The sequence below is a fragment of the Mycobacterium sp. NGS11 genome (genome assembly GCF_059813315.1).
In genome coordinates this window covers 35,526-55,367 of sequence record NZ_JCALEJ010000016.1, presented here as the reverse complement: position 1 = coordinate 55,367, position 19,842 = coordinate 35,526, and the positions used below count along the sequence as shown (strand labels likewise).

The following is a 19,842-nucleotide window of genomic DNA, read 5'->3' as shown; positions in this document are numbered from 1 at the left end:
CTCAGGGGCGGTGCTTCCCGAGGTACCCCGGCACGGGAGTGCCGGGACTGAGGTCGTCGGCCGGCACCGGCGTTCCGGCAGACAGGCTCAGCGGCACCACACCCGCCCAATGAGGCAGCGGAACGTCCTGCGGATCGTCGGCCGGGGGGCCGCTACGGACCTTCGCCGACACCTCGACGAGATCGAGCGCGAGCACCCCCGTCGCGGCGAGCTCGCGGGCGTCGGGGGCGCGGCAGTCTTCGGCGCGCCCGGGCGCGATGTGGTCGAGCAGGCAACGCAGCGCCTGCGCCTTCTCGGCGGGATCGTCGACGACGCGCGCATCACCCATCACGACCACCGAGCGGAAGTTCACTGAGTGGTGCATCGCGGACCGGGCCAGCACCAGACCGTCGACCAAAGTGACGGTGACGCAGACCGGCAGCCCAGCCCCCGATGCGCCGGCCGCCTTGGCCGCCAGCAACGGGCCGCTGCCCGTCGAACCGTGCAGGTAGAGGGTCTCGCCGCGCCGGGCATGAGTCGTGGGCAAGACCACCGGCCGACCGTCGCTCGAGTAACCCAGATGGCAGATGAGCGCCTCGTCGAGGATGGCGTGGATGGTGCGGCGGTCGTAGTGCGCGCGCTCCCGGTAGCGGGTCGGGGTGGTGCGTGCCGTCGGCTGATATGCGGTGTCCACAGGATTGCCCTCGTATTTGTTCTAATACATAATTAGTTGCGTGCCAGTACAAAACAGCATAACCGGAACGGGCGCTGAGTCCATAGCCGCCAGCATCGAAGCGGCGATCTCCGCCGGGGCGCTGGCGCCCGGCGACGCGCTCCCGCCGGTCCGCGAGCTCGCCGGCCAACTCGGCGTCAACGCCAACACCGCCGCAGCGGCCTACCGCCTGCTGCGCCATCGCGGGGCGGTCGAGACGGCCGGCCGGCGCGGCACCCGCGTGCGCCACCGCCCGGCGACCAGTCCGCGCTCGCTGCTCGGTCTGGACGTGCCCGCGGGCGTGCGCGACCTGTCGACCGGCAACCCGAACCCGGACCTGCTGCCCATCGCCGGCGCCTCGCCGGCCGGCTCGGGTACCGGCCAACCGGTCCTCTACGGCGAGCAGGCCGTCTCGCCCGAGCTGGCGGAATTCGCCCGCCGCGCGCTGGCCGCGGACGGGATTCCCGCCGATCACCTGGCCGTGACCAGCGGCGCGCTGGACGGCATCGAACGCGCGCTCACCGCACACCTGCGCCCGGGCGATCGCGTCGCGGTCGAGGATCCCGGCTGGGCGAACCTGCTCGATCTCCTCGCGGCACTGGGGCTTTCGGCCGAGCCGGTGCGGGTCGACGACGACGGTCCGCTGCCCGACGACCTCGCCCGGGCGTTGGGGAGCGGGGTACGTGCCCTGGTGCTCACCAACCGCGCGCAAAACCCCACGGGCGCCGCGCTTTCGGCGGATCGGGCCGAGTCGTTGCGGGAGCTGTTGGGGCGGCGGGCCGACGACCTGCTGCTGATCGAAGACGATCACTGCGCGGGCATTGCCGGGGTATCGCTGCGCGCCCTGGCCGGCTGCACCGCGCACTGGGCGTTCGTCCGGTCGGCGTCCAAGGCCTACGGCCCCGATCTGCGGGTGGCCGTCCTGGCCGGCGACCATCGCACCGTCGAGCGGGTGCATGGCCGGTTGCGGCTCGGACCTGGCTGGGTCAGCCACTTCCTGCAGCGGCTCGCCGTCGACTTGTGGTCCGACCCCGCGGCGGTGGCGCTGGTCGCGACGGCCGAAAGGCAGTACGCCGCCAGGCGTCAACGGCTATGTGACGCCTTGGCCGAACGCGGGCTGCCGGCGCACGGCCGCTCGGGGCTCAATGTGTGGGTGCCGGTTCCCGACGAGGCGGTCGCGGTTTCCCGGCTGCTCGGCGCGGGGTGGGCCGCGGCACCGGGCAGCCGGTTCCGGATGAACACGCCCGCGGGCATCCGCATCACGATCTCCGAGCTCGCTCTCGATGAGATCGATCCACTCGCCGGCGCGGTCGCACGCGCGGTGCACCCCGATGGCCGGGCGATCGTGTAGCGGCCTAGGCGTCCTCGTCGTCGTCGGTCGCCGCAGCGGGCCGGGGGCCGCTGCACAACGGCTCGACGCCGGCAGTGGGCGCGATGTCGTGGCGCACGGTACGCCGACCCGACATCGTGTTCGCGCGAAGGCTCGGGTTGTGCAGGCAGACCCGTCGTTGACCGAATTGACTCATGGCGGCATCTTCGGGGGTAAGGCCGCGCGGCCGCCAGTCAGCTATCCACAGCCGACAGGATGGCGAACGAATGGCCCTGTAGCACAGTGCCGCCGGCGTCGATGGCCGGCTCGTCCCAGGCCAGCACCACGTGACCGCTGACCGGAACCCGCACCGGCTCGGCTGCGAGGTTGCACACGATGCGCAACCGGCCGCGGGAGACGGTGATCCAGCGCTCGTCCTCGTTGTAGTCGACCGTGAGGTGGTCGAGCCAGGGATCCGCCATGTCGGGGTGGTTGCGCCGCAACGCGATGAGGTCCCGATACAGGCGGTGCAGCCGGGCGTGCTCGCCGGTGTCCACCTCGTTCCAGTCGAGTTTGCAGCGCGCGAACGTCTGGGGGTCCTGCGGGTCGGGGATCTCGTCGGCGTCCCAGCCGTGTTCGGCGAATTCGGCCTTGCGTCCTTCGGCAGTGGCCCGGGCCAGCTCCGGTTCGGGGTGCGAGCTGAAGAACTGGAAAGGGGTCGAGGCCGCGTATTCCTCACCCATGAAAAGCATGGCGGTATAGGGGGATCCGAGCGCGAGTGCGGCTTTGACGGCCAGCTGGCCGCCGGTCAGGTTCTGCGAAGGACGGTCGCCCAGGGCGCGATTGCCGACCTGGTCGTGCGTGCAGGTGTAGGCGACCAGCCGGGTGGCCGGGATGCCCGTTTCCTCGCTGCTGTCCAGCGGCCGCCCATGGCGGCGGCGCCGGAACGACGAATAGGTGGCGGCGTGGTAGAAGCCGTGGCGCAGCGTCTGCGCCAGGGTGGCCAGACTGCCGAAATCGCCGTAGTAGCCCTGACGCTCGCCGGAAACAGCGGCGTGGATGGCGTGATGAATGTCGTCGGCCCATTGCCCGGTCAGACCGTAGCCGCCCCGGTCGCGCGGGGTGATCAGCCGCGGGTCGTTCAGGTCGCTCTCGGCGATCAGCGACAGTGGCCGCCTCAATTGCTGTGCCAGCCAGTCTGTTTCGGTGGCGAGCTCCTCGAGGATGTGGATCGCGGTGGTGTCCACCAGGGCGTGGATGGCGTCCAGCCGCAGGCCGTCCGCGTGGAAATCGCGCATCCAGCGCAACGCGCAGCCGATGATGTAGCGGCGCACCTCGTCGGAATCGGCGTCGGCGATGTTGATGCCCTCGCCCCACGGGTTGCTCGCCGACGACAGGTAGGGTCCGTACCGCGGCAGGTAATTGCCCGACGGGCCGAGGTGGTTGAAGACCGCGTCGATCAACACCCCCATACCCTTGCCGTGGCAGGCGTCGACGAAGCGCACCAGCCCGTCGGGTCCGCCGTAGGGCTCGTGCACGCTGTACCACAGCACACCGTCGTACCCCCAACCGTGGGTGCCGGCAAAGGAATTCACCGGCATCAGCTCGACGAAGTCGACGCCGAGGTCGACCAGATAGTCCAGCTTCTCGACGGCGGCGTCGAAGGTTCCGGCCTCGGTGAACGTGCCCAGGTGCAACTCGTAGATGACGGCGCCCTCGACCGCGCGGCCGGCCCACCCGCCGTCGGTCCACGTCGCGGCGGCGGGATCCCACAATTGCGAGCGGGCGTGCACGCCGTCGGGCTGGCGGGGCGAGCGCGGGTCGGGCAGCACGGTGGGGTCGTCGTCGAGCAGGTAGCCATAGCGGGCGTCCGGCGCGGTATCGACGGTCGTGTGCCACCAACCACCCGCAGAGCGGGTCATGGCGTGCACCTGGCCCTCGACGTCGAGTCGAACCTGCGCGGGTATGGGCGCCCAGACCCGGAATTCAGTCATGGTGGCGCTCCAGCAGAACCACGGGCAGGTCGGCGAACAATTGGGCGGCCGACGTCGGGCCGTCGGCGATCGCCCCGGTCAGGGCGTCCTTCCAGGTGCCGTCCGGCAGTGGCAAAACCGTGTTGCCCCAGCCCGTTTCGGCCAGGCGCACGGTCCAGCGGGTCACCGCCACCACGATGTCCTCGCCGCGACGGAAGGCCAGCACGTGATGGCCGGCGTCGCCGTTGGCGAGTAGCGGGACGTAGTCGCCATGCAGGAAGGTGTCCGGGTGGTTACGGCGCACGCGAAGTGCGGTGGTGACGACCCGGATCTTCGGATGCTCCAGGGCCTGCAGGGCTGCACGGCGGGCGGCATAGTCGACGGCCCGTCGATTGTCCGGGTCGACCAGGCTGTCGTCCCACAGCTCGGTGCCCTGATACACGTCAGGAATGCCGGGCACGGTCAGCGCGAGCAGCTTCTGGGCCAGCGCGTCGCTGGCGGCGTGCGGATTCAGTTGGGCGACAAGCTCGGTCAGCTGGCCCGCCACCGGGCCGTCGAGCACGGTGTCCAGCCATTGGTGTACCGCACCCTCGAAATCGGCGTCCGGTTCGTTCCACGAGGTATGCCAGGCCGCCTCCCGGATGGCCTTCTCGGTGTAGCTGTGCAACCGCTCGCGCAGCGCGCCGGTGACCTCGCCGTTCACCGGCCACACGCCGAAGATGTTCTGCCACAAGAACTGTCCGGTCGCCGGATCGGGGGAGGGCGCGTCGATCTCCCAGCGGGCGAGGAACTCGGTCCACAGCGAGGGCACCTGTGACAGCACCGAAATGCGGGCGCGCACATCCTCGCCACGCTTGGTGTCATGGGTGGTCAGCGTGGTCATGGTCCGCGGCCACAGCCGGGCCCGGCTGGCGGCGCTGTGATGGAATTCGGCCGCGCCGACCCCGAAGCGGTGCGGTTCGCCGCCCACCTCGTTCAGCGAAACCAGCCGGGCGTCGCGGTAGAACAAGCAGTCCTCGACGGCCTTGGCGGTGACGGCGCCGCACAGCTGCTGCAGCCGGGTGGCCGGCTCCCCGCCGCGGGCCAGCGCCGCCGCCAGCACCTGCAGCGCGGGGCCCAACTGCGGTGCGGCCGCCTCGGTTTCGGCCAGCGCGGTGGGCAGCAGAGCGGCCAGGCCGGGGTAGTCGCAGCGGTAGACCTCGATACGGGTGAGCAGCGCGGCCACGGCGTCGGGCAACAACGGGTGGTCGACGCCGGCCGCGGCCACGATGCTGCGGCGCAGCCGGCGCAGCTCACTGGCCAAGGTGTCGGTGGCCGAACGAATCTTGAGGTCCGCCAGCATGTCCGGCATCGCGGAGTAGTCCACGCCGGTGGATTCGACCAGCTCGGTCAGCGCCCGGGACCCGCCCGGATCCACCAGGACGCCGCCTACTTCGCGCAGCACGTCATAACCGGTGGTGCCGCCCACCGGCAGGGTGGGCTCGAGGGCCTCGTCGACGGCCAGGATCTTCTCGATCACAATCCAGGCTTCCGGGCCGGTCAGTTCGCGCAGCCACGCCAGGTACCCGCACGGATCGGATAGGCCGTCGGGGTGGTCGATGCGGATGCCGTCGACCAGCTCGTCCGCGAACCACCGGCCGACCTCGGCATGAGTGGCGTCGAACACCGCGCGGTCCTCCTGGCGCAACCCGGCCAGCGAGGTGATCGAGAAGAAGCGGCGGTAGCCGCACACGCCGTTGCGCCAGCCCACCAACCGGTAGTGCTGGCGGTCGTGCACTTGCGCGCCGCTGCCCCCCGCGGTGCCGGGCGCGATCGGAAACGCCAGATCGCCCAGGCGCAACACGTCCCCGTCGACCGTGAGGTCGGCGGCGTCGTCGTCGGAACCCAGCACCGGCAGCACGATACGGCCGTCGTTGTCGAGGTCCCAGTCGATGTCGAAAAACGTTGCGTATTGCGAAGATCGGCCGTTCCGCAGGACGTCCCACCACCACGGGTTCTGCCGCGGATCGTCGATACCCACATGGTTGGGCACGATGTCCACGATCAAGCCCATGCCGCGCGCTCGGGCCGCCGCCGACAACCGCGCCAGGCCGTCGGCGCCACCGAGCTCGGGGGACACCCTCGTCGGGTCGGTGACGTCGTAGCCATGGCTCGATCCCGCCGTCGCGGTCATGATCGGAGACAGGTACAGGTGCGACACCCCGAGGTCGTTCAGGTAGTCGAGCAGGTTTTCCGCGTCGGCGAAGGTGAACGCGAACCCACTCGATTCACCACGCAGTTGCAGCCGATAGGTGGAGATGACGGGTAAAGCCATGCGTCACTGCGTCTTACGCAAGACCAGCAGCGAGCGCGACGGCAGGGACACCTTCTCCTCGGCGGTCACCACCTGATCGGCTCCTTCTTTGCGCCCCGTCGGTTCGTTGGTGTCCAGTTCCACGGCCCACTCTTTCGCATAGTCGCTGTTCGGCGTCACGAAGTCCACCGGATCTTCACCGGCGTTGAAACACAACAGGAATGAGTCGTCGATGACCTGTTCACCGCGGGCGTTGGGCGCGGTGATGGCCTCGCCGTTGAGGAACACCGCGACACACTTGTGAATGCTTTCGCCCCAGTCCTCATGCGTCATCTCGCGGCTGCTTGGATTCAGCCAGGCGATGTCGCGCACCTCGTCGCCGCTGCGGATCGGTTCGCCCTCGAAGAACCGGCGCCGGCGGAACACCGGATGGCGCTTGCGCAGCGTGGTCACCCTGCGTGCGAACTCCAGCAGGTCGGCGTTCTTGTCCACCAAAGACCAGTCCATCCAAGACAATTCGGAGTCCTGGCAGTACACGTTGTTGTTGCCGTTCTGGGTGCGACCGAACTCGTCACCGTGGGCGATCATCGGCGTGCCCTGGCTGACCATCAGGGTCGCCCAGAAGTTGCGCATCTGGCGGCAGCGCAGCTCGATGATGTCCGGGTCGTCGGTGGGGCCTTCGACGCCACAGTTCCACGATCGGTTGTGGCTTTCCCCGTCCCGGTTCTCCTCCCCGTTGGCCATGTTGTGTTTCTCGTTGTAGGACACCAGGTCGGCCAGCGTGAAACCGTCGTGCGCGGTGACGAAGTTGATGCTTGCGCTCGGACGCCGGCCGGTCGCCTCGTACAGGTCCGACGACCCGGTCAGCCGGGAAGCAAACTCGCCCAGGGTTGCGGGCTCGCCCCGCCAGTAGTCGCGCACAGTATCGCGATACTTCCCGTTCCACTCGGTCCACAAACCCGGGAAATTTCCGACTTGGTAGCCGCCCTCGCCGACGTCCCACGGTTCGGCGATCAATTTGACCTGACTGACGATGGGATCCTGCTGCACCAGATCGAAGAACGCGCTCAATCGGTCGACGTCGTGCAGTTCGCGGGCCAGCGTGGCGGCCAGGTCGAAGCGGAAACCGTCCACGTGCATCTCGGTCACCCAGTACCGCAGCGAGTCCATGATCAGCTGCAGCACGTGCGGGTGGCGCGGATTCAGGCTGTTGCCGGTGCCGGTGTAGTCCTTGTACAGGCGCAGGTCGGTGTCGACCAGCCGGTAGTACGCGGCGTTGTCGATGCCGCGGAAATTGATGGTCGGCCCGAGGTGGTTGCCCTCGGCAGTGTGGTTGTAGACCACGTCGAGGATCACTTCGATGCCGGCTTCGTGGAAGCTGCGCACCATGGACTTGAACTCGGCGACGCTGGACGTTCGGTTGGCCGCGTATTGGTTGTGCGGCGCGAAATACCCGAAAGTGTTGTAGCCCCAATAGTTTCGCAGCCCCAGATCCAGCAGTCGCGAGTCGTGCATGAACTGATGCACGGGCATGAGTTCGATGGCCGTGACCCCTAGCGACTTGAGGTGGTCGATGATCGCCGGATGGGCCAGCCCGGCATAGGTGCCCCGAAGCTCCTCGGGAACGCTGGGATGGGTTTGCGTCATCCCCTTGACATGGGCTTCGTAGATGACGGTTTCGTGATAGGGCGTCAGCGGTGCGCGGTCGGATCCCCAGTCGAAGAACGGGTTGCTCACGACGCTGGTCATGGTGTGGCCCAGCGAATCGACCATCGGGGGAATGCCCGGATCGGCTCCATCGGCGTTGGGTCCGTCCGGGTCGACCGCCTTCATGTCGTAGGAGAACAGCGCCTGGCCGAAAGTGAAGTCGCCGTGAAAAGCCTTGCCGTACGGGTCCAGCAGCAGCTTGCTGGGGTCACAGCGGTGACCGGCTGCCGGGTCGAAGGGGCCGTAGACCCGATAGCCGTATTGCTGGCCCGGGTTGATGTTGGGCAGATAGGCGTGCCAGACGAATCCGTCCACCTCTTCCAAGGCAATCCGCGACTCGCCGCCGTGATGGTCGATCAAGCACAACTCGACCTTCTCGGCGATTTCGGAGAACAACGAGAAGTTGGTTCCCGCGCCGTCGTAGGAGGCGCCGAGCGGATACGGGTCACCCGGCCACACGGTGGCGAGTTTGGGTTGGTGGTTACCGCCTGCTTCTGAAGCGGGACTGTTTGTTGACACCCATCGACCTTATCCGCGCCCGGTTGCGCTCACGCGCGTTGGAGACCAGGGAGTAAGGCGGGTCACCACCAACCCGTGGCCTCGGCGATCTGGCGGCCCAATTCGGGTGCCATGGTCCGCACGTAGGTGGGGGACAGGTGGTGTGCGCCGTGATAAATCAAGATGTTTCCCTCGACCGGGCGGCACACGTCGGCGCGGCAGATCGCGTCCGACATGTCGAGCACCTTGAGCTGCGGGAACTGCGCGACGAAGTCGAGCGTCTGGTTGCGGTCGGAGAGCATGTCGGAACGCTTGACGGCGCATGACTGCGCGGTGCCGCCCCGTTTGGCCAGGCAGTCCGCCGGGTCGAACGGCTGACCGTTTTTGACCAGCCAGGGCGTGTCCCGCATGCCGAGAATGGGAATGTTGTTGTCGGACAACGTTTGCCAGATCCCGATATAGGTGGCAGGCATCACATCGCCGGCCCTGATGTTCCACGGCCGCGTGGTGGTGGTGAAGACGTAGTCGGGCCGGTCGGTGACCAGTTTGGTCATCGTTCCCTGCACCCATTCCCGGCATTGGGGATAGGGGGCGTTGTTGCCCATGATCAACGGGACCTGCTCGGTCGACAGGGGGCAACCCATCTTGAGGTACGTCACGACCTTGAAGCGGTGCAGCCTGCCCAGGACGTCCAGCGCGGGCAGCCAGTGTTCGGCATGGGACCCACCGGCGAGTGCGATGGTCCGGTCGGCGGCCACATCGCCGTAGGTGCAGGTGACCACCGCGGGGTTGACGAAGTCGCTGATGCACCCGTCCCGGGTCGAAACGGGCAGGTCCTGCTTGACCTCTAAGACCGTGGGCCGCATGGGCAGCGCGGGCACGCGCAGGTGTTCGGTGAGGGCTCGGGCACCCGGATAGTCCTGCGGGTTGAGGACGCTGAGCTCCTTGCCGGCCGACCGCAAGACCGTCACGTGCTGACGCCAGGTGAAGGACGTCGCCGTCAGGGTCACACCCAGCAACACGATGGCCGATCCCAGCGCCATGGTCGGCCGGGCCAGGCGCGTCAGCCACGGAATGGTCGGTGCCGCCGCGGCCGGCTTCGAGGACGCGCGGTAGCGCAGCGGGTCCTCGACGAGCCGATTGGTCAGATACGCCAGCACACCAGACACCAGCAGCAGAACCGCGCCTTCGACGAAGCCGGCGTGCTTGTGGCCGCTGTAGGACAGCCAGAAGATCAGCAGCGGCCAGTGCCAGAGGTACAGCGCATACGCCATGGCGCCCAACTCCACCAACGGGCGCGTCGCCAGCAGCCGATTGGGCAGCGGCAACCGACCACCCCGCAGATTGGCTCCGGCGAGGATCATCAGCATGGCGGCGCCGACCGGCACCAGGGCCCACGGGCCGGGGAACTCGTGCACGCCGTCGATCAGCGCCCCGCAGGACAGCACCGCGGCCAGCGCGACCGTGGCCGATACCGTCCGCAACCACATCGGCCAGCGGACGCGGGTGACCAGCGCGCCCACGAGTGCGCCCAGCAACAGCTCCCAACCTCGCGCGAAAGTGTTGTAGTAGGCGGCCGGCTGGTCCTGCTGATGCGCGATGATCGCGTAGCCGAACGAGGCTACCGTCAACGCGGACAGCGCCGCCACGAACACGGTGCGCAACCGGGCGCCCATCCGGCGCCCGAACAGATAGGCCAAGCCGGCAATCAACACCAGGAAGCTGACGTAGAACTGGCCCTGCACGGACATCGACCAGATGTGCTGCAGGGGGCTGACGGCTTCGCCCGCGCGCAAATAATCGGATGCGGTGTTGGCCAGCTCCCAGTTCTGGTAGTAGCCGAGGCTCGCGAGGCTTTGATCGGCAAACGTCTCCCACCGGGTCTCCGGTTGAACCAGAATGGTCAACACCGCGCACCCGGCCAGTACCACGACGAGGGCGGGAACGAGGCGTCGGGCCAGCCGGATCACCTCGGACACCGGCGACAGTGTCCCAGCGGGGTTCAGCGCGGCGCGAATCACCTTGCCGCCGAAGAAGAACCCGGACAGCGCCAGAAACACGTCCACGCCGCCCGACACCCGGCCGAACCAGATATGGAAGACCGCGACCAGCGCGATCGCAATACCGCGCAGGCCGTCGAGGTCGTACCGATAAAACCCCTCGGACCCCCCTTTGCGCACCCCCGTGACCCGCGGATCGGCGATGGCGTCCGGCGCAGGAGGCGGTGGCGGGGTCTGCATGATCGACAGTCAATTTACCGAAAACCCGCCACCGGCTCCCGACTGCTCACGGCGCGGCGGCTGCTCAGGTGGGTCGCTGAGCTTCCGCGCCGGGTTGCGGGGGAGCGGGTGGCGGGCGTCGGACGGTCGAGAACGGACCGCGAAATTACCTGGCGATGCCGGCGCCGGTCGGCTGCAGCGGCGACTGCTGGGTCGGCACCTGCTGCACCGGGGCCTGCTGGAACGGCGACTGCTGCAGCGGCGCCTGTTGGGCGGGTGCCTGCTGCAGCGGCGCCTGCTGAGCGGGCAGCTGCTGCGGTGCCTGCTGGTACGGCGACTGCTGGAGCGGGACCTGCTGGGGTGCCTGCTGCAGCGGTGCCTGCTGAGCGGGCAGCTGCTGCGGTGCCTGCTGGTACGGCGACTGCTGCAGCGGGGCCTGCTGGGCGGGCAGTTGCTGTGGTGCCTGCTGCAGCGGCGCCTGCTGGGCCGGGGCGGAGGCACCGAGAACCCGGACCATGTAGGGCGTCATGCCGTTGGCGCGCACCGGCGAGACCTGCACGACGTCGCCGACCTCGAGCATCTGGTTGTTGCCCAGGTACATCGCGACGCTTTGCGTGCCCTCGGGGCCGTAGAAGATCAGATCGCCCTTGCGGGCCTGCTGCGGCACGATCTTCTGGCCGACCCGGTAGATCGCGCCCGACGAGCGCGGCAGCTTGATGCCGGCGCCGGCGTAGGCGTACTGCATCAGCCCGGAAGCGTCGAAACCGACCGTGTTGATGCCGGTGCCGGTGCCGCGGGTGGGGCCGTTGATGCCGCCACCGGCCCAGGAGAACGGCACACCGCGCTGCGAAAGACCGCGGGCGACCACCACGTCGGTGGCCTGCTGGTAGTCCATCGACCTGGCGCCCGGGTCGGCGGTCGCGATGGTGGTGGGAACCACCATCGGCGCCCCGAGCAGGGCTAAGCCGATCGCGAAGGCGTAGATGCGTTTCATGTTCATGGCCTTTCCCTGGCCTCTCCAGGCGCTCAACTGGCCTCGGCGCGGTGACTTCGCGCGTCCGCCCCCGGTTCATGAACCAAAGCGAGGCCCCCACGCTGGGGCCGAACGCGGTCCATGGCACTTGCGAGTGAATCAGCGGTCGGGCTGCTCAATTCACATCAGTCACAAAAGCCACTTTGACAACAGATGGTGTTAGCCGCCAGGTCCACGCGGGATTTTTTGTCGTACCGTGACCGGACGGTGACGGGCGCGCCCAATTCCGTATGCGCAGTTGTGATTTCGGTCTCAGTCGGCTACGGATTCGCACGTCCGCCAACGGCCGGCGGCGGCGTGATCAAAGCCAGTAGCGTTCGCTGAACATCGTCAGCAGCGATCCGGCTATCGAGCTGACCATCACCAGCGCCAGCGACAGCACCGGCCAGAAGGACATGTACCAGCCCTTGAGCAGGGAAACGACCGGCCCGATGACCGCCGCGGTCATGGCCGCACCGATGCCGCCCCAGACCACCGGGTGGATATACAGGTCGAGCCCATAGGGAACCGGCCCGCAGGTCTCGTCCTCGCACACATTCGCCAGAAAGCCGAAGAGCCGCGTCGGCCAGGTCGTCGCCGTGGCCAGCACCGCGAGCAAGATCAGCAGCGCGACCGTGCAGGCGATGTCCCAGGGCGCCACCCGCACGCGCAGCACCCGAGGCGCTTCGTCCTCGTACTCGAGCAGCGGGTAGTGGGTGTCGGGGGACCAGCCCGGCCCCGGCGGCGGCCCGGCCTCGGCTCCGGGCGCTGCGCTGTCGGGCTGCTGCGGCGTGGCCATGATGTCCCATGCTTCCCGACGTCGGAGTTTTGCGCGAATCGGCTGCTTTACCCTCGATCACTATGCCCGCGGCAAAGGCCGGCCTGACGCCCGATCAGATCAGCGCGATCGACGCCGCGCACCTGTGGCATCCCTACAGCACCATCGGCGCCGAATCCGTCGCACCCGTGGTGGCGGTCGGCGCCCGCGGCGCGTGGCTCACCCTGATCCGCGACGGCAAGCCGCTCGAGGCGCTCGACGCGATGAGCTCCTGGTGGACCGCGATTCACGGGCATGGCCACCCGGTGCTCGATGCGGCCCTGTCCGCCCAGCTCGGCGCCATGAACCACGTCATGTTCGGCGGGCTGACCCACGAACCCGCCGCGCGCCTGGCCCAGCTGCTGGTGGACATCACCCCGGCGGGTCTGGAGACCGTGTTCTTCAGCGACTCCGGATCGGTGTCGGTGGAGGTGGCGGTCAAGATGGCGCTGCAGTACTGGCGCAGCCGCGACCGGCCCGGCAAGCACCGGCTGATGACCTGGCGCGGGGGCTACCACGGCGACACGTTCACGCCGATGAGCGTCTGCGACCCCGACGGCGGCATGCATTCGCTGTGGACCGACATCCTGGCCCGCCAGGTGTTCGCCCCGCAGGTGCCGCGGCACTACGACGCCGGCTACAGCGCGGCGTTCGAGGAGCAACTGGTCGGGCACGCCGCCGAACTGGCCGCCGTCGTCGTCGAGCCCGTCGTGCAGGGCGCCGGCGGCATGCGCTTCCACGACCCGCGATACCTGCGCGACCTGCGCGACATCTGCCGGCGGCACGAGGTGCTGCTGATTTTCGACGAGATCGCCACCGGCTTCGGGCGCACCGGCGAGCTGTTCGCGGCCGACCACGCAGGCGTGAGCCCGGACATCATGTGCGTCGGCAAGGCGCTGACCGGGGGATATCTGACCCTGGCCGCCACCCTGTGCACGGCCGACATCGCCCACACCATCAGTGGCGGCGAGGCCGGAGCGCTGATGCACGGCCCCACGTTCATGGCGAACGCGCTGGCCTGCGCGGTATCAGTGGCCAGCGTCGAGGTGCTGCTCGGGCAGGACTGGCGGTCGCGGGTCGGCGAGATCGGCGCCGGCCTGGCGGCCGGACTCGAGCCGGCCCGGGCATTGCCCGGCGTAAGCGACGTGCGGGTGTGCGGCGCCATCGGCGTCATCGAGTGCGAGCGCCCCGTCGACCTGGGCGTCGCCACCCCCGCGGCCCTGGACCGCGGCGTCTGGCTGCGCCCCTTCCGCAACCTGGTCTACGCGATGCCGCCCTACATCTGCACGCCCGACGAGGTCGCCCAGATCACCTCGGCGATGGTGCAGGTCGCCCACCTCGTAGGCTGAACGCCGATGAAGGCACCGATCGAGGTTTCCCCGCTGGCCTGGCTGGAAGCGGTGGAACGGCAGCGCCGGGAGGCCGGGCTGCGCCGTTCACTGCGGCCGCGTCCCGCGGTCGCCACCGAGCTGGATCTGGCCTCCAACGACTACCTCGGGCTCTCGCAACACCCCGACGTGATCGATGGCGGGATCGCCGCGCTGCGCATGTGGGGTGCCGGGGCGACCGGGTCCCGGCTGGTCACCGGGGACACCGAGTTGCACCAGCAGTTCGAGTCCGAGCTGGCCGACTACGCCGGCGCCGAATCCGGGCTGCTGTTCTCCTCCGGCTACGCGGCCAACCTGGGCGCCGTCGTCGGGTTGTCGGGCCGGGGTTCGCTGCTGGTCTCCGACGAGTATTCGCACGCGTCGCTGGTGGACGCCTGCCGGCTGTCGCGGGCGCGGGTGGCGATCACGCCGCATCGCGACGTCGGCGCCGCGGAGGCGGCGCTCGCCGCGCGCCCCGAGGAGCGCGCGGTCGTCATCACCGAGTCGGTGTTCTCCACCGACGGCGCGCTGGCGCCGCTTCGGGAACTGCACGAGGCGTGCCGTCGCCATCGCGCCCTGCTCATCGTCGACGAGGCGCACGGCTTGGGGGTGCGCGGCGGCGGGCGCGGGCTGCTGCACGAGGCCGGGCTGGCCGGTTCGCCGGACGTGGTCATGACCACCACGCTGTCCAAGGCGCTGGGCAGTCAGGGCGGCGCGGTGCTCGGGCCGGCGTCGGTGCGCGCCCATCTGATCGACGCGGCGCGCACCTTCATCTTCGACACCGGCCTGACCCCGGCGGCGGTGGGCGCCGCGCGGTCCGCGCTGGGCGTGCTGCGGTCGGAGCCCTGGCGGGCGGCCGCGGTGCTGCGCCATGCCGCCATGCTCGCCGAAGCGTGCGGGGTGGCCGAGGTGCCGCAGTCGGCGGTGGTGTCGGTGATCCTGGGCGACCCGGACGTGGCGGTGGCCGCCGCGACCGCCTGCCTGGATGCCGGCGTGCGGGTGGGCTGCTTCCGGCCCCCGACCGTGCCGGTCGGGACGTCGCGGCTGCGGCTGACCGCCCGCGCGTCGCTGGACGACGCCGAACTCGAGGTAGCGCGGCGCGTGCTGACCGATGTGCTCGCCACGCTCGGCTGAGGCGCGCCGGTGACGGTCCTGGTCGTCACCGGCACCGACACCGGGGTCGGCAAGACGGTCGCCACCGCGGCACTGGCGTGTCACGCTCGTCAGGCCGGCCTCGACGTCGCGGTGTGCAAACCGGTTCAGACCGGCACCGACGCCGGCGACGACGACCTCGCCGAGGTGGCCCGGCTGTCGGGGGTGAGCGAGCTGGCTGGACTCGGCCGGTATCCGCAGCCGCTGGCGCCGGTGGCCGCCGCGGAGGCGGCCGGAATGCCGCTGCCCACCCGCGAGCAGCTGCTGGCGCTCATCGGCGAGCTGGACCGCCCGGGGCGGCTGACGTTGGTCGAGGGCGCCGGGGGGCTGCTGGTCGAACTCGGCGAAAACGGTGTCACCGCACGCGATCTCGCCGTCGCGCTGGGCGCCGCGGTGCTGGTCGTGGTCGGCCCGGCGCTGGGCACCCTGAACCACACCGCGCTGACCCTGGAATCTATTGCCGCACAGGGGCTTTCGTGTGCGGGCCTGGTCATCGGCAGCTGGCCCCGGCGGCCCGGGGTGGTCGAGACGACCAACCGGTCCGCGCTGGCCCGGCTGGCCGCGGTGCGCGCGGTGCTGCCCGAAGGTGCGGCGTCACTGGACACCGCCGAGTTCGCGACGCTGTGCGCCAAGGCGTTCGACCGCGACTGGGTCACCGCCCTGGTGGCCTGATGGTCCACTCCATCGAGCTGGTCTTCGACCGCGACACCGAGGTGGCCATCCGGAACATCTGGGAAGCGTTGGCCACGGCGGGAATACCCAGTCAGGCGCCCGCCAGCCGGCCGCACGTGACATTGGCCGTGGCCGAAGGCATCGCCGCCGACGTCGACGAGCTGCTGCGCCCCGTCGCTGAGCGGCTGCCGCAGCGCTGCCTCATCAGTGCACCGGTGTTATTCGGGCGCGCCAGTGCGGTTTTCGCGCGGCTGGTGGTGCCGACCGGCGAACTGCTGGCCCTGCACGCGCAGGTGCACCGGGTGTGTGCTCCGCACTGCAAGCCCGGCCCGATGCCCAACAGCCTGCCCGGTCAGTGGACCGGGCACGTCACGCTGGCGCGCCGCGTCGGCGGCGCCCAACTCGGGCGGGCGTTGCGCGTCGCGGGCCGGCCCACCCGAATCGAGGGCAGTTTCGCGGGTTTGCGTCGCTGGGATGGCAACAAAAAGGTCGAACACCTGATCGGTGGCTAGGCGTCCGCCAGCACCGGCGCGGTGGCCGCCTGCACCCAGGCGCGCCGCTCGTCGATGGCCCGGCCCAGGTCCTGCAACAGCAGCGGCTTGTCCATGACCAGCTCGACGAGGTGATCGCGATCGATCTCCAGCGCGGTCAGTTCGCCGATGGCCTGGGCGTCGGCCAGGTTGGGTTGTCGGGTCAGCGCGGTCACACCCAGGAACGAGCCCTCGTCCAGCCCCCCGACCGCGACCACCGTTCCATCCGTCGCTGTGGCGGTCAACCGCACGCCGCCCTCGAGCAGAAACGTCATTCTGGCGGGAACGTGACCGGCCTGCTCGACGATCTCATTCGCCCCGTAGCGAACGATTTTCGCGTGCGACACCAGGGCCTGCTGATCCTGTGGGCTGAGCCGCAGCGCCGGTGCCACCACGGTCCGCACTGCCCTCTCGATGCGCTCGCTCGTCGAGATGTCGTCCTGGGCGCCGTCGAGGTGCAGGCCCTCGCGCCGCGCGGCGTACCAGAGCCAACGCAGAAACGCGGCTTGCGCGGCGGAGTCGTCCGCAGGCGACGTCAGCCCGACGCTGACCCGGTACTCGGCCCCTCCGGTCGGCACCGACGCCGCCACCGCGTCGGGCCTGCGCTGCGGCAATGCGTTGGCAATCCGTTCCAACAGCGCACACACCCGATCCGGCGGGTCGATCTCGGAAAACGTTGCGGTCATTGTCAATTGGTGCCCGCCGGCCGGGCGGCTGAGATTGGTGAACGAGGTGGTGGCAAGCACCGAGTTCGGGGTGATCTGAAGCCCGTGACCGGACTCGATGTGTACGGACCGCCAGTTCGCCTCCACGATCCGGCCGCGGGCCGATGGGGTGTCCAGCCAGTCGCCGATCCGGAACGGCTGCTCGAACAACATGAACAGGCCCGACACGATCTGGCCGACGGAATTCTGCAGCATCAGGCCGATGACCACCGAGGTCACCCCCAGCGCGGTGAACAGGCCGCCGACGCGCACACCCCAGACGTAGGAGAAGATGACCGCCAGCCCGACCCCGATCAGCACGAATCGGGTCACGTCGAGGAAGATGCGCGGGATCCGCTGGCGCCAGGACCCCTGCGGTGCACCTTCGAAAACCGTTGCCTTGAGCCCGGATAACACCAGCACCAGCACCACGAAACCGAACACCGTCGCAAGCACCCGAACCGACGTGAACTGCGCGGGCATCTGGGCCACATTCACCAGCAGCACCAGCAGGGCGCCAAGCGGGATGAGATAACTGCGCAACAGCAGGACGGGCCGCGCCAGTGGACTCGACTTGCGGACCAGCCCCTGGTGCCATTCGGTCAGCGCGATCAGCAGCAGCGGCAGGCCGAACACCACACCGGCGGCCCAATACAGCGACGACGAGTCGAGGGTGTTCACTATTCCTGCCCTTCCGACAACTTCCAGATCTGCTGCTCGGTCCCGCCGACGGTGATGGTGCCAGCCGGAGTGAATCGGCGGATGTCGCGCATCACCTCGTAAACCTGTGCGGTGACGAAGATTCCGGATTGCGTTGTGCTGCTGCGTGTCTGGTGGGCCAGGTTGACGGCCGCCCCCCACATGTCGTAGACGATGCTGGATCGCCCGACCAGTCCGCTGATTACATGGCCGGTGTTGATGCCGGCCCGCAGTCCCAGGTGATAACCCGTCCTGCTGTTGAAGCGCGCAATGATGTCTTGCATCTCGATGGCGAATTCGACGGTGCGGTGGACGCTGTCCAACCGGGGGAAGTTCAGGCCGCAGCTGGCGAGGTATCCGTTGTGCAGTGTGCGAATCGGCTCGATGCCAAGGGATTCCGCCGCCGAATCGAGTTCCCGGATCAACTCGTCGACGATGCCCACCAGTTCGCGGCCGGAGAGCTTGCCGGAGATGTCGTCGAGACCGACGATGTCGGCGAAGATGACGGTGACGTCCTGGTGCTCCTGGGCGATGGTTTGTTCCCCGTCGCGATAACGCCGCGCCACCGGCTCGGGCATCAACGAAGCGAGCAGCCGGTCGTTCTCTTTGCGCTGCTCGGTCAGCAGTTCCTCTTTGATCTGCAGGTTGCGGCTCATGTCGTTGAAAGCGGCCATGAGTTCACCGATTTCATCGCGTGAGGTGACCGGGATCGCGACGTCGTAGTTGCCGGCGCCGATCTCACGCGCCCCGGCCTGCAACCGGCGAATGGGCCGCACGAATATCTGGGCGACCAGCAGCGCGGCCACGCAGATGACGAATACCATTGCCGTAGTTGTCAATATCAGCGTCTGGGTGAGCGACGCCACCCGGGCATTGGCCTCCGAGGTTTCCCTGGTCGCCACGATCGACCAGTGCAAATCGGAATTCGGCAGGGACAAGGGAGCGTAAGACGCCAGCTCTCGCCGGCCCAGATAGCCGGTGTCGGTCACCGTTCCGGTCTCGCCGCGTTGCGCGGCAAGCACGGCCGGGGTGGCGACGGGCTGGACCAGTGTGGTGCCGCCCCACCTGATCGCGGTGTCGACGGTCTCGCGGCGAGCGCCGGCGGCGAGTGCCTCCCGCCGATATCGCTGCGGGTCTTCGATGAACAGCCGCGAGTCGGAGCGCATGAGATTGTCCGGGCCGGCGAGATAGGTTTCGGCGGTCTGGCCCATGCCCGCGGCGCGCCACTGCTTGTCGGCGGTCATGATCCGATTCACCTTCGCGATCGGCAGCGGCAGCGCCAGCACCCCGGCGGGCCTGCCCGGCGGCCCGATGGGCGCGACCAACCACGCGATGGGCTGACCGAGCTGGGGCTGATAGGGCTGAAAATCGGTGATCCACACGAAATTGACCGAGTTCGCCGCCATCGCCTTCTCGTAGGCGCCGCGCAGGTTCGACTGTCGATACGGGCCGGTGAGCACGTTGGTTCCTAGCGAGGCGCTTTTGCGGACGGTGTAGACCACGTTGCCGCGAGTGTCCAGCAGCAGCGCGTCGCGGTATTCGAAGCGGGTGGCGATCTCGCGGAAGTAGTCGTTGAAGCGGGCGTTGGCGGCCGACCAGGCGCTGCCGTCGCCCGCGTCGTCGGGTGCGGATCCATTCGGAGTCCCATGTGCCGCAACGGTGTAGTGCGCCTGCAGATACCGCTGTGAGTTGTTGGTCGGCAGCAGGGCATCAAGAGCCAGCTTGTTTCCGGTGTCGCGCTCCAGCGGTTTGATCAGCCGCTCGTTGTAGAAGTCCACCAGCGCGCGCTGCTGCCCGGGGTCGACGGGCGCGTTGGCCAGCTGGTCGAAGCCGGCGGTGAAGGCCTGCACCGCGTCCAGCGCGGTGGATCCGCGGCTGTAGACGACCAGCGAGTCCGACAAGTCCGAGAACAGCGTCTCGATCGCGCGTTTCTGCGCCTCGCGCAACTGCGTCATGCGCTCGGAAGCCGCGGGCAGCAGCGCATTGCGCGCCGCGACGTACTCGACAGTCCCGATCACACCCAGCGACGCCAGGCTGGACACCAGCAACATCAGCATGACTTTGGACTGAATGCTGACCCACGACAGCGCGCGCGGGCGGCGCCTCTTGGGGGCCGCGGCCTGCTCGTCCGGGGGAGCCGACTCTTTCGGGCGCATCAACTCCCCTGGTGTCCCCGACGCCACGGCGCCGCTTCTCGCG

General features: G+C 68.8%; 14 protein-coding genes and 1 pseudogene. 5 read left to right on the top strand and 10 right to left on the bottom strand.

What is annotated here, in order from left to right:
* Position 1: 1 nt before the first annotated feature.
* Positions 2–673: a pyridoxamine 5'-phosphate oxidase family protein gene (locus tag AC5Y4T_RS17915; protein ID WP_499950771.1), complete on the bottom strand. Its 672-nt coding sequence runs from the start codon at positions 671–673 to the stop codon at positions 2–4.
* A 40-nt stretch (positions 674–713) separates the two neighbouring features.
* Here AC5Y4T_RS17915 and AC5Y4T_RS17910 point away from each other — a divergent pair, with 40 nt between their 5' ends.
* Positions 714–2,042, top strand: a complete 1,329-nt coding sequence (locus AC5Y4T_RS17910) for an aminotransferase class I/II-fold pyridoxal phosphate-dependent enzyme (RefSeq protein ID WP_499954613.1) — start codon at positions 714–716, stop codon at positions 2,040–2,042.
* A gap of 4 nt (positions 2,043–2,046) precedes the next feature.
* Here AC5Y4T_RS17910 and AC5Y4T_RS17905 read toward each other — a convergent pair whose 3' ends face one another.
* From AC5Y4T_RS17905 to AC5Y4T_RS17875, 7 genes and pseudogenes are all read right to left on the bottom strand, one after another.
* Positions 2,047–2,217 carry a hypothetical protein gene (locus tag AC5Y4T_RS17905; RefSeq protein WP_499954611.1) on the bottom strand — a complete coding sequence of 57 codons (171 nt, stop codon included), beginning with the start codon at positions 2,215–2,217 and terminating at the stop codon, positions 2,047–2,049.
* A gap of 37 nt (positions 2,218–2,254) precedes the next feature.
* Positions 2,255–3,994 (bottom strand): malto-oligosyltrehalose trehalohydrolase, encoded by a 1,740-nt coding sequence (gene treZ, locus AC5Y4T_RS17900; RefSeq protein WP_499954609.1) that lies wholly within the window; start codon positions 3,992–3,994, stop codon positions 2,255–2,257.
* Positions 3,987–6,287: a malto-oligosyltrehalose synthase gene (treY, locus tag AC5Y4T_RS17895; RefSeq protein ID WP_499954607.1), complete on the bottom strand. Its 2,301-nt coding sequence runs from the start codon at positions 6,285–6,287 to the stop codon at positions 3,987–3,989. The genes treZ and treY overlap by 8 nt, the downstream gene beginning before the upstream one ends.
* Before the next feature lie 3 nt (positions 6,288–6,290).
* Positions 6,291–8,492 carry a glycogen debranching protein GlgX gene (gene glgX / locus AC5Y4T_RS17890; RefSeq protein WP_499921665.1) on the bottom strand — a complete coding sequence of 734 codons (2,202 nt, stop codon included), beginning with the start codon at positions 8,490–8,492 and terminating at the stop codon, positions 6,291–6,293.
* A 62-nt stretch (positions 8,493–8,554) separates the two neighbouring features.
* The gene (sucT, locus tag AC5Y4T_RS17885) at positions 8,555–10,711 is read right to left on the bottom strand and encodes an acetyltransferase SucT (protein WP_499954605.1); all 2,157 of its coding nucleotides are present in this window, start codon (positions 10,709–10,711) and stop codon (positions 8,555–8,557) included.
* Between the two features lie 325 nt (positions 10,712–11,036).
* A pseudogene (ripD, locus tag AC5Y4T_RS17880) lies at positions 11,037–11,690 on the bottom strand (NlpC/P60 family peptidoglycan-binding protein RipD); the annotation flags it as partial.
* Between the two features lie 334 nt (positions 11,691–12,024).
* Positions 12,025–12,501 carry a hypothetical protein gene (locus AC5Y4T_RS17875; protein WP_499921662.1) on the bottom strand — a complete coding sequence of 159 codons (477 nt, stop codon included), beginning with the start codon at positions 12,499–12,501 and terminating at the stop codon, positions 12,025–12,027.
* Positions 12,502–12,563: 62 nt separating this feature from the next.
* On the opposite strand from AC5Y4T_RS17875, the gene AC5Y4T_RS17870 reads away from it, so the two are divergent.
* From AC5Y4T_RS17870 to AC5Y4T_RS17855, 4 genes are read left to right on the top strand one after another with little or no spacing between them, the layout of a single operon-like run.
* Positions 12,564–13,868, top strand: a complete 1,305-nt coding sequence (locus AC5Y4T_RS17870; protein WP_499954603.1) for an adenosylmethionine--8-amino-7-oxononanoate transaminase — start codon at positions 12,564–12,566, stop codon at positions 13,866–13,868.
* A gap of 6 nt (positions 13,869–13,874) precedes the next feature.
* A complete protein-coding gene (locus AC5Y4T_RS17865) occupies positions 13,875–15,020 on the top strand; it encodes an 8-amino-7-oxononanoate synthase (RefSeq protein WP_499954601.1) in 1,146 nt (381 codons plus the stop codon).
* A 9-nt stretch (positions 15,021–15,029) separates the two neighbouring features.
* Positions 15,030–15,710 carry a dethiobiotin synthase gene (gene bioD, locus AC5Y4T_RS17860; RefSeq protein ID WP_499954599.1) on the top strand — a complete coding sequence of 227 codons (681 nt, stop codon included), beginning with the start codon at positions 15,030–15,032 and terminating at the stop codon, positions 15,708–15,710.
* Positions 15,710–16,222: a 2'-5' RNA ligase family protein gene (locus AC5Y4T_RS17855; RefSeq protein WP_499954597.1), complete on the top strand. Its 513-nt coding sequence runs from the start codon at positions 15,710–15,712 to the stop codon at positions 16,220–16,222. Before bioD ends, AC5Y4T_RS17855 begins: the two co-directional genes overlap by 1 nt.
* On the opposite strand, the gene AC5Y4T_RS17850 is transcribed toward AC5Y4T_RS17855, so the two are convergent.
* Both AC5Y4T_RS17850 and AC5Y4T_RS17845 read right to left on the bottom strand, forming a co-directional pair.
* Entirely contained in the window at positions 16,219–17,625 is a 1,407-nt protein-coding gene (locus AC5Y4T_RS17850) for a mechanosensitive ion channel family protein (RefSeq protein WP_499954595.1), read from the bottom strand. The genes AC5Y4T_RS17855 and AC5Y4T_RS17850 overlap by 4 nt on opposite strands.
* Positions 17,625–19,799 carry an adenylate/guanylate cyclase domain-containing protein gene (locus AC5Y4T_RS17845; RefSeq protein ID WP_499954593.1) on the bottom strand — a complete coding sequence of 725 codons (2,175 nt, stop codon included), beginning with the start codon at positions 19,797–19,799 and terminating at the stop codon, positions 17,625–17,627. The genes AC5Y4T_RS17850 and AC5Y4T_RS17845 overlap by 1 nt, the downstream gene beginning before the upstream one ends.
* Positions 19,800–19,842: the final 43 nt, after the last annotated feature.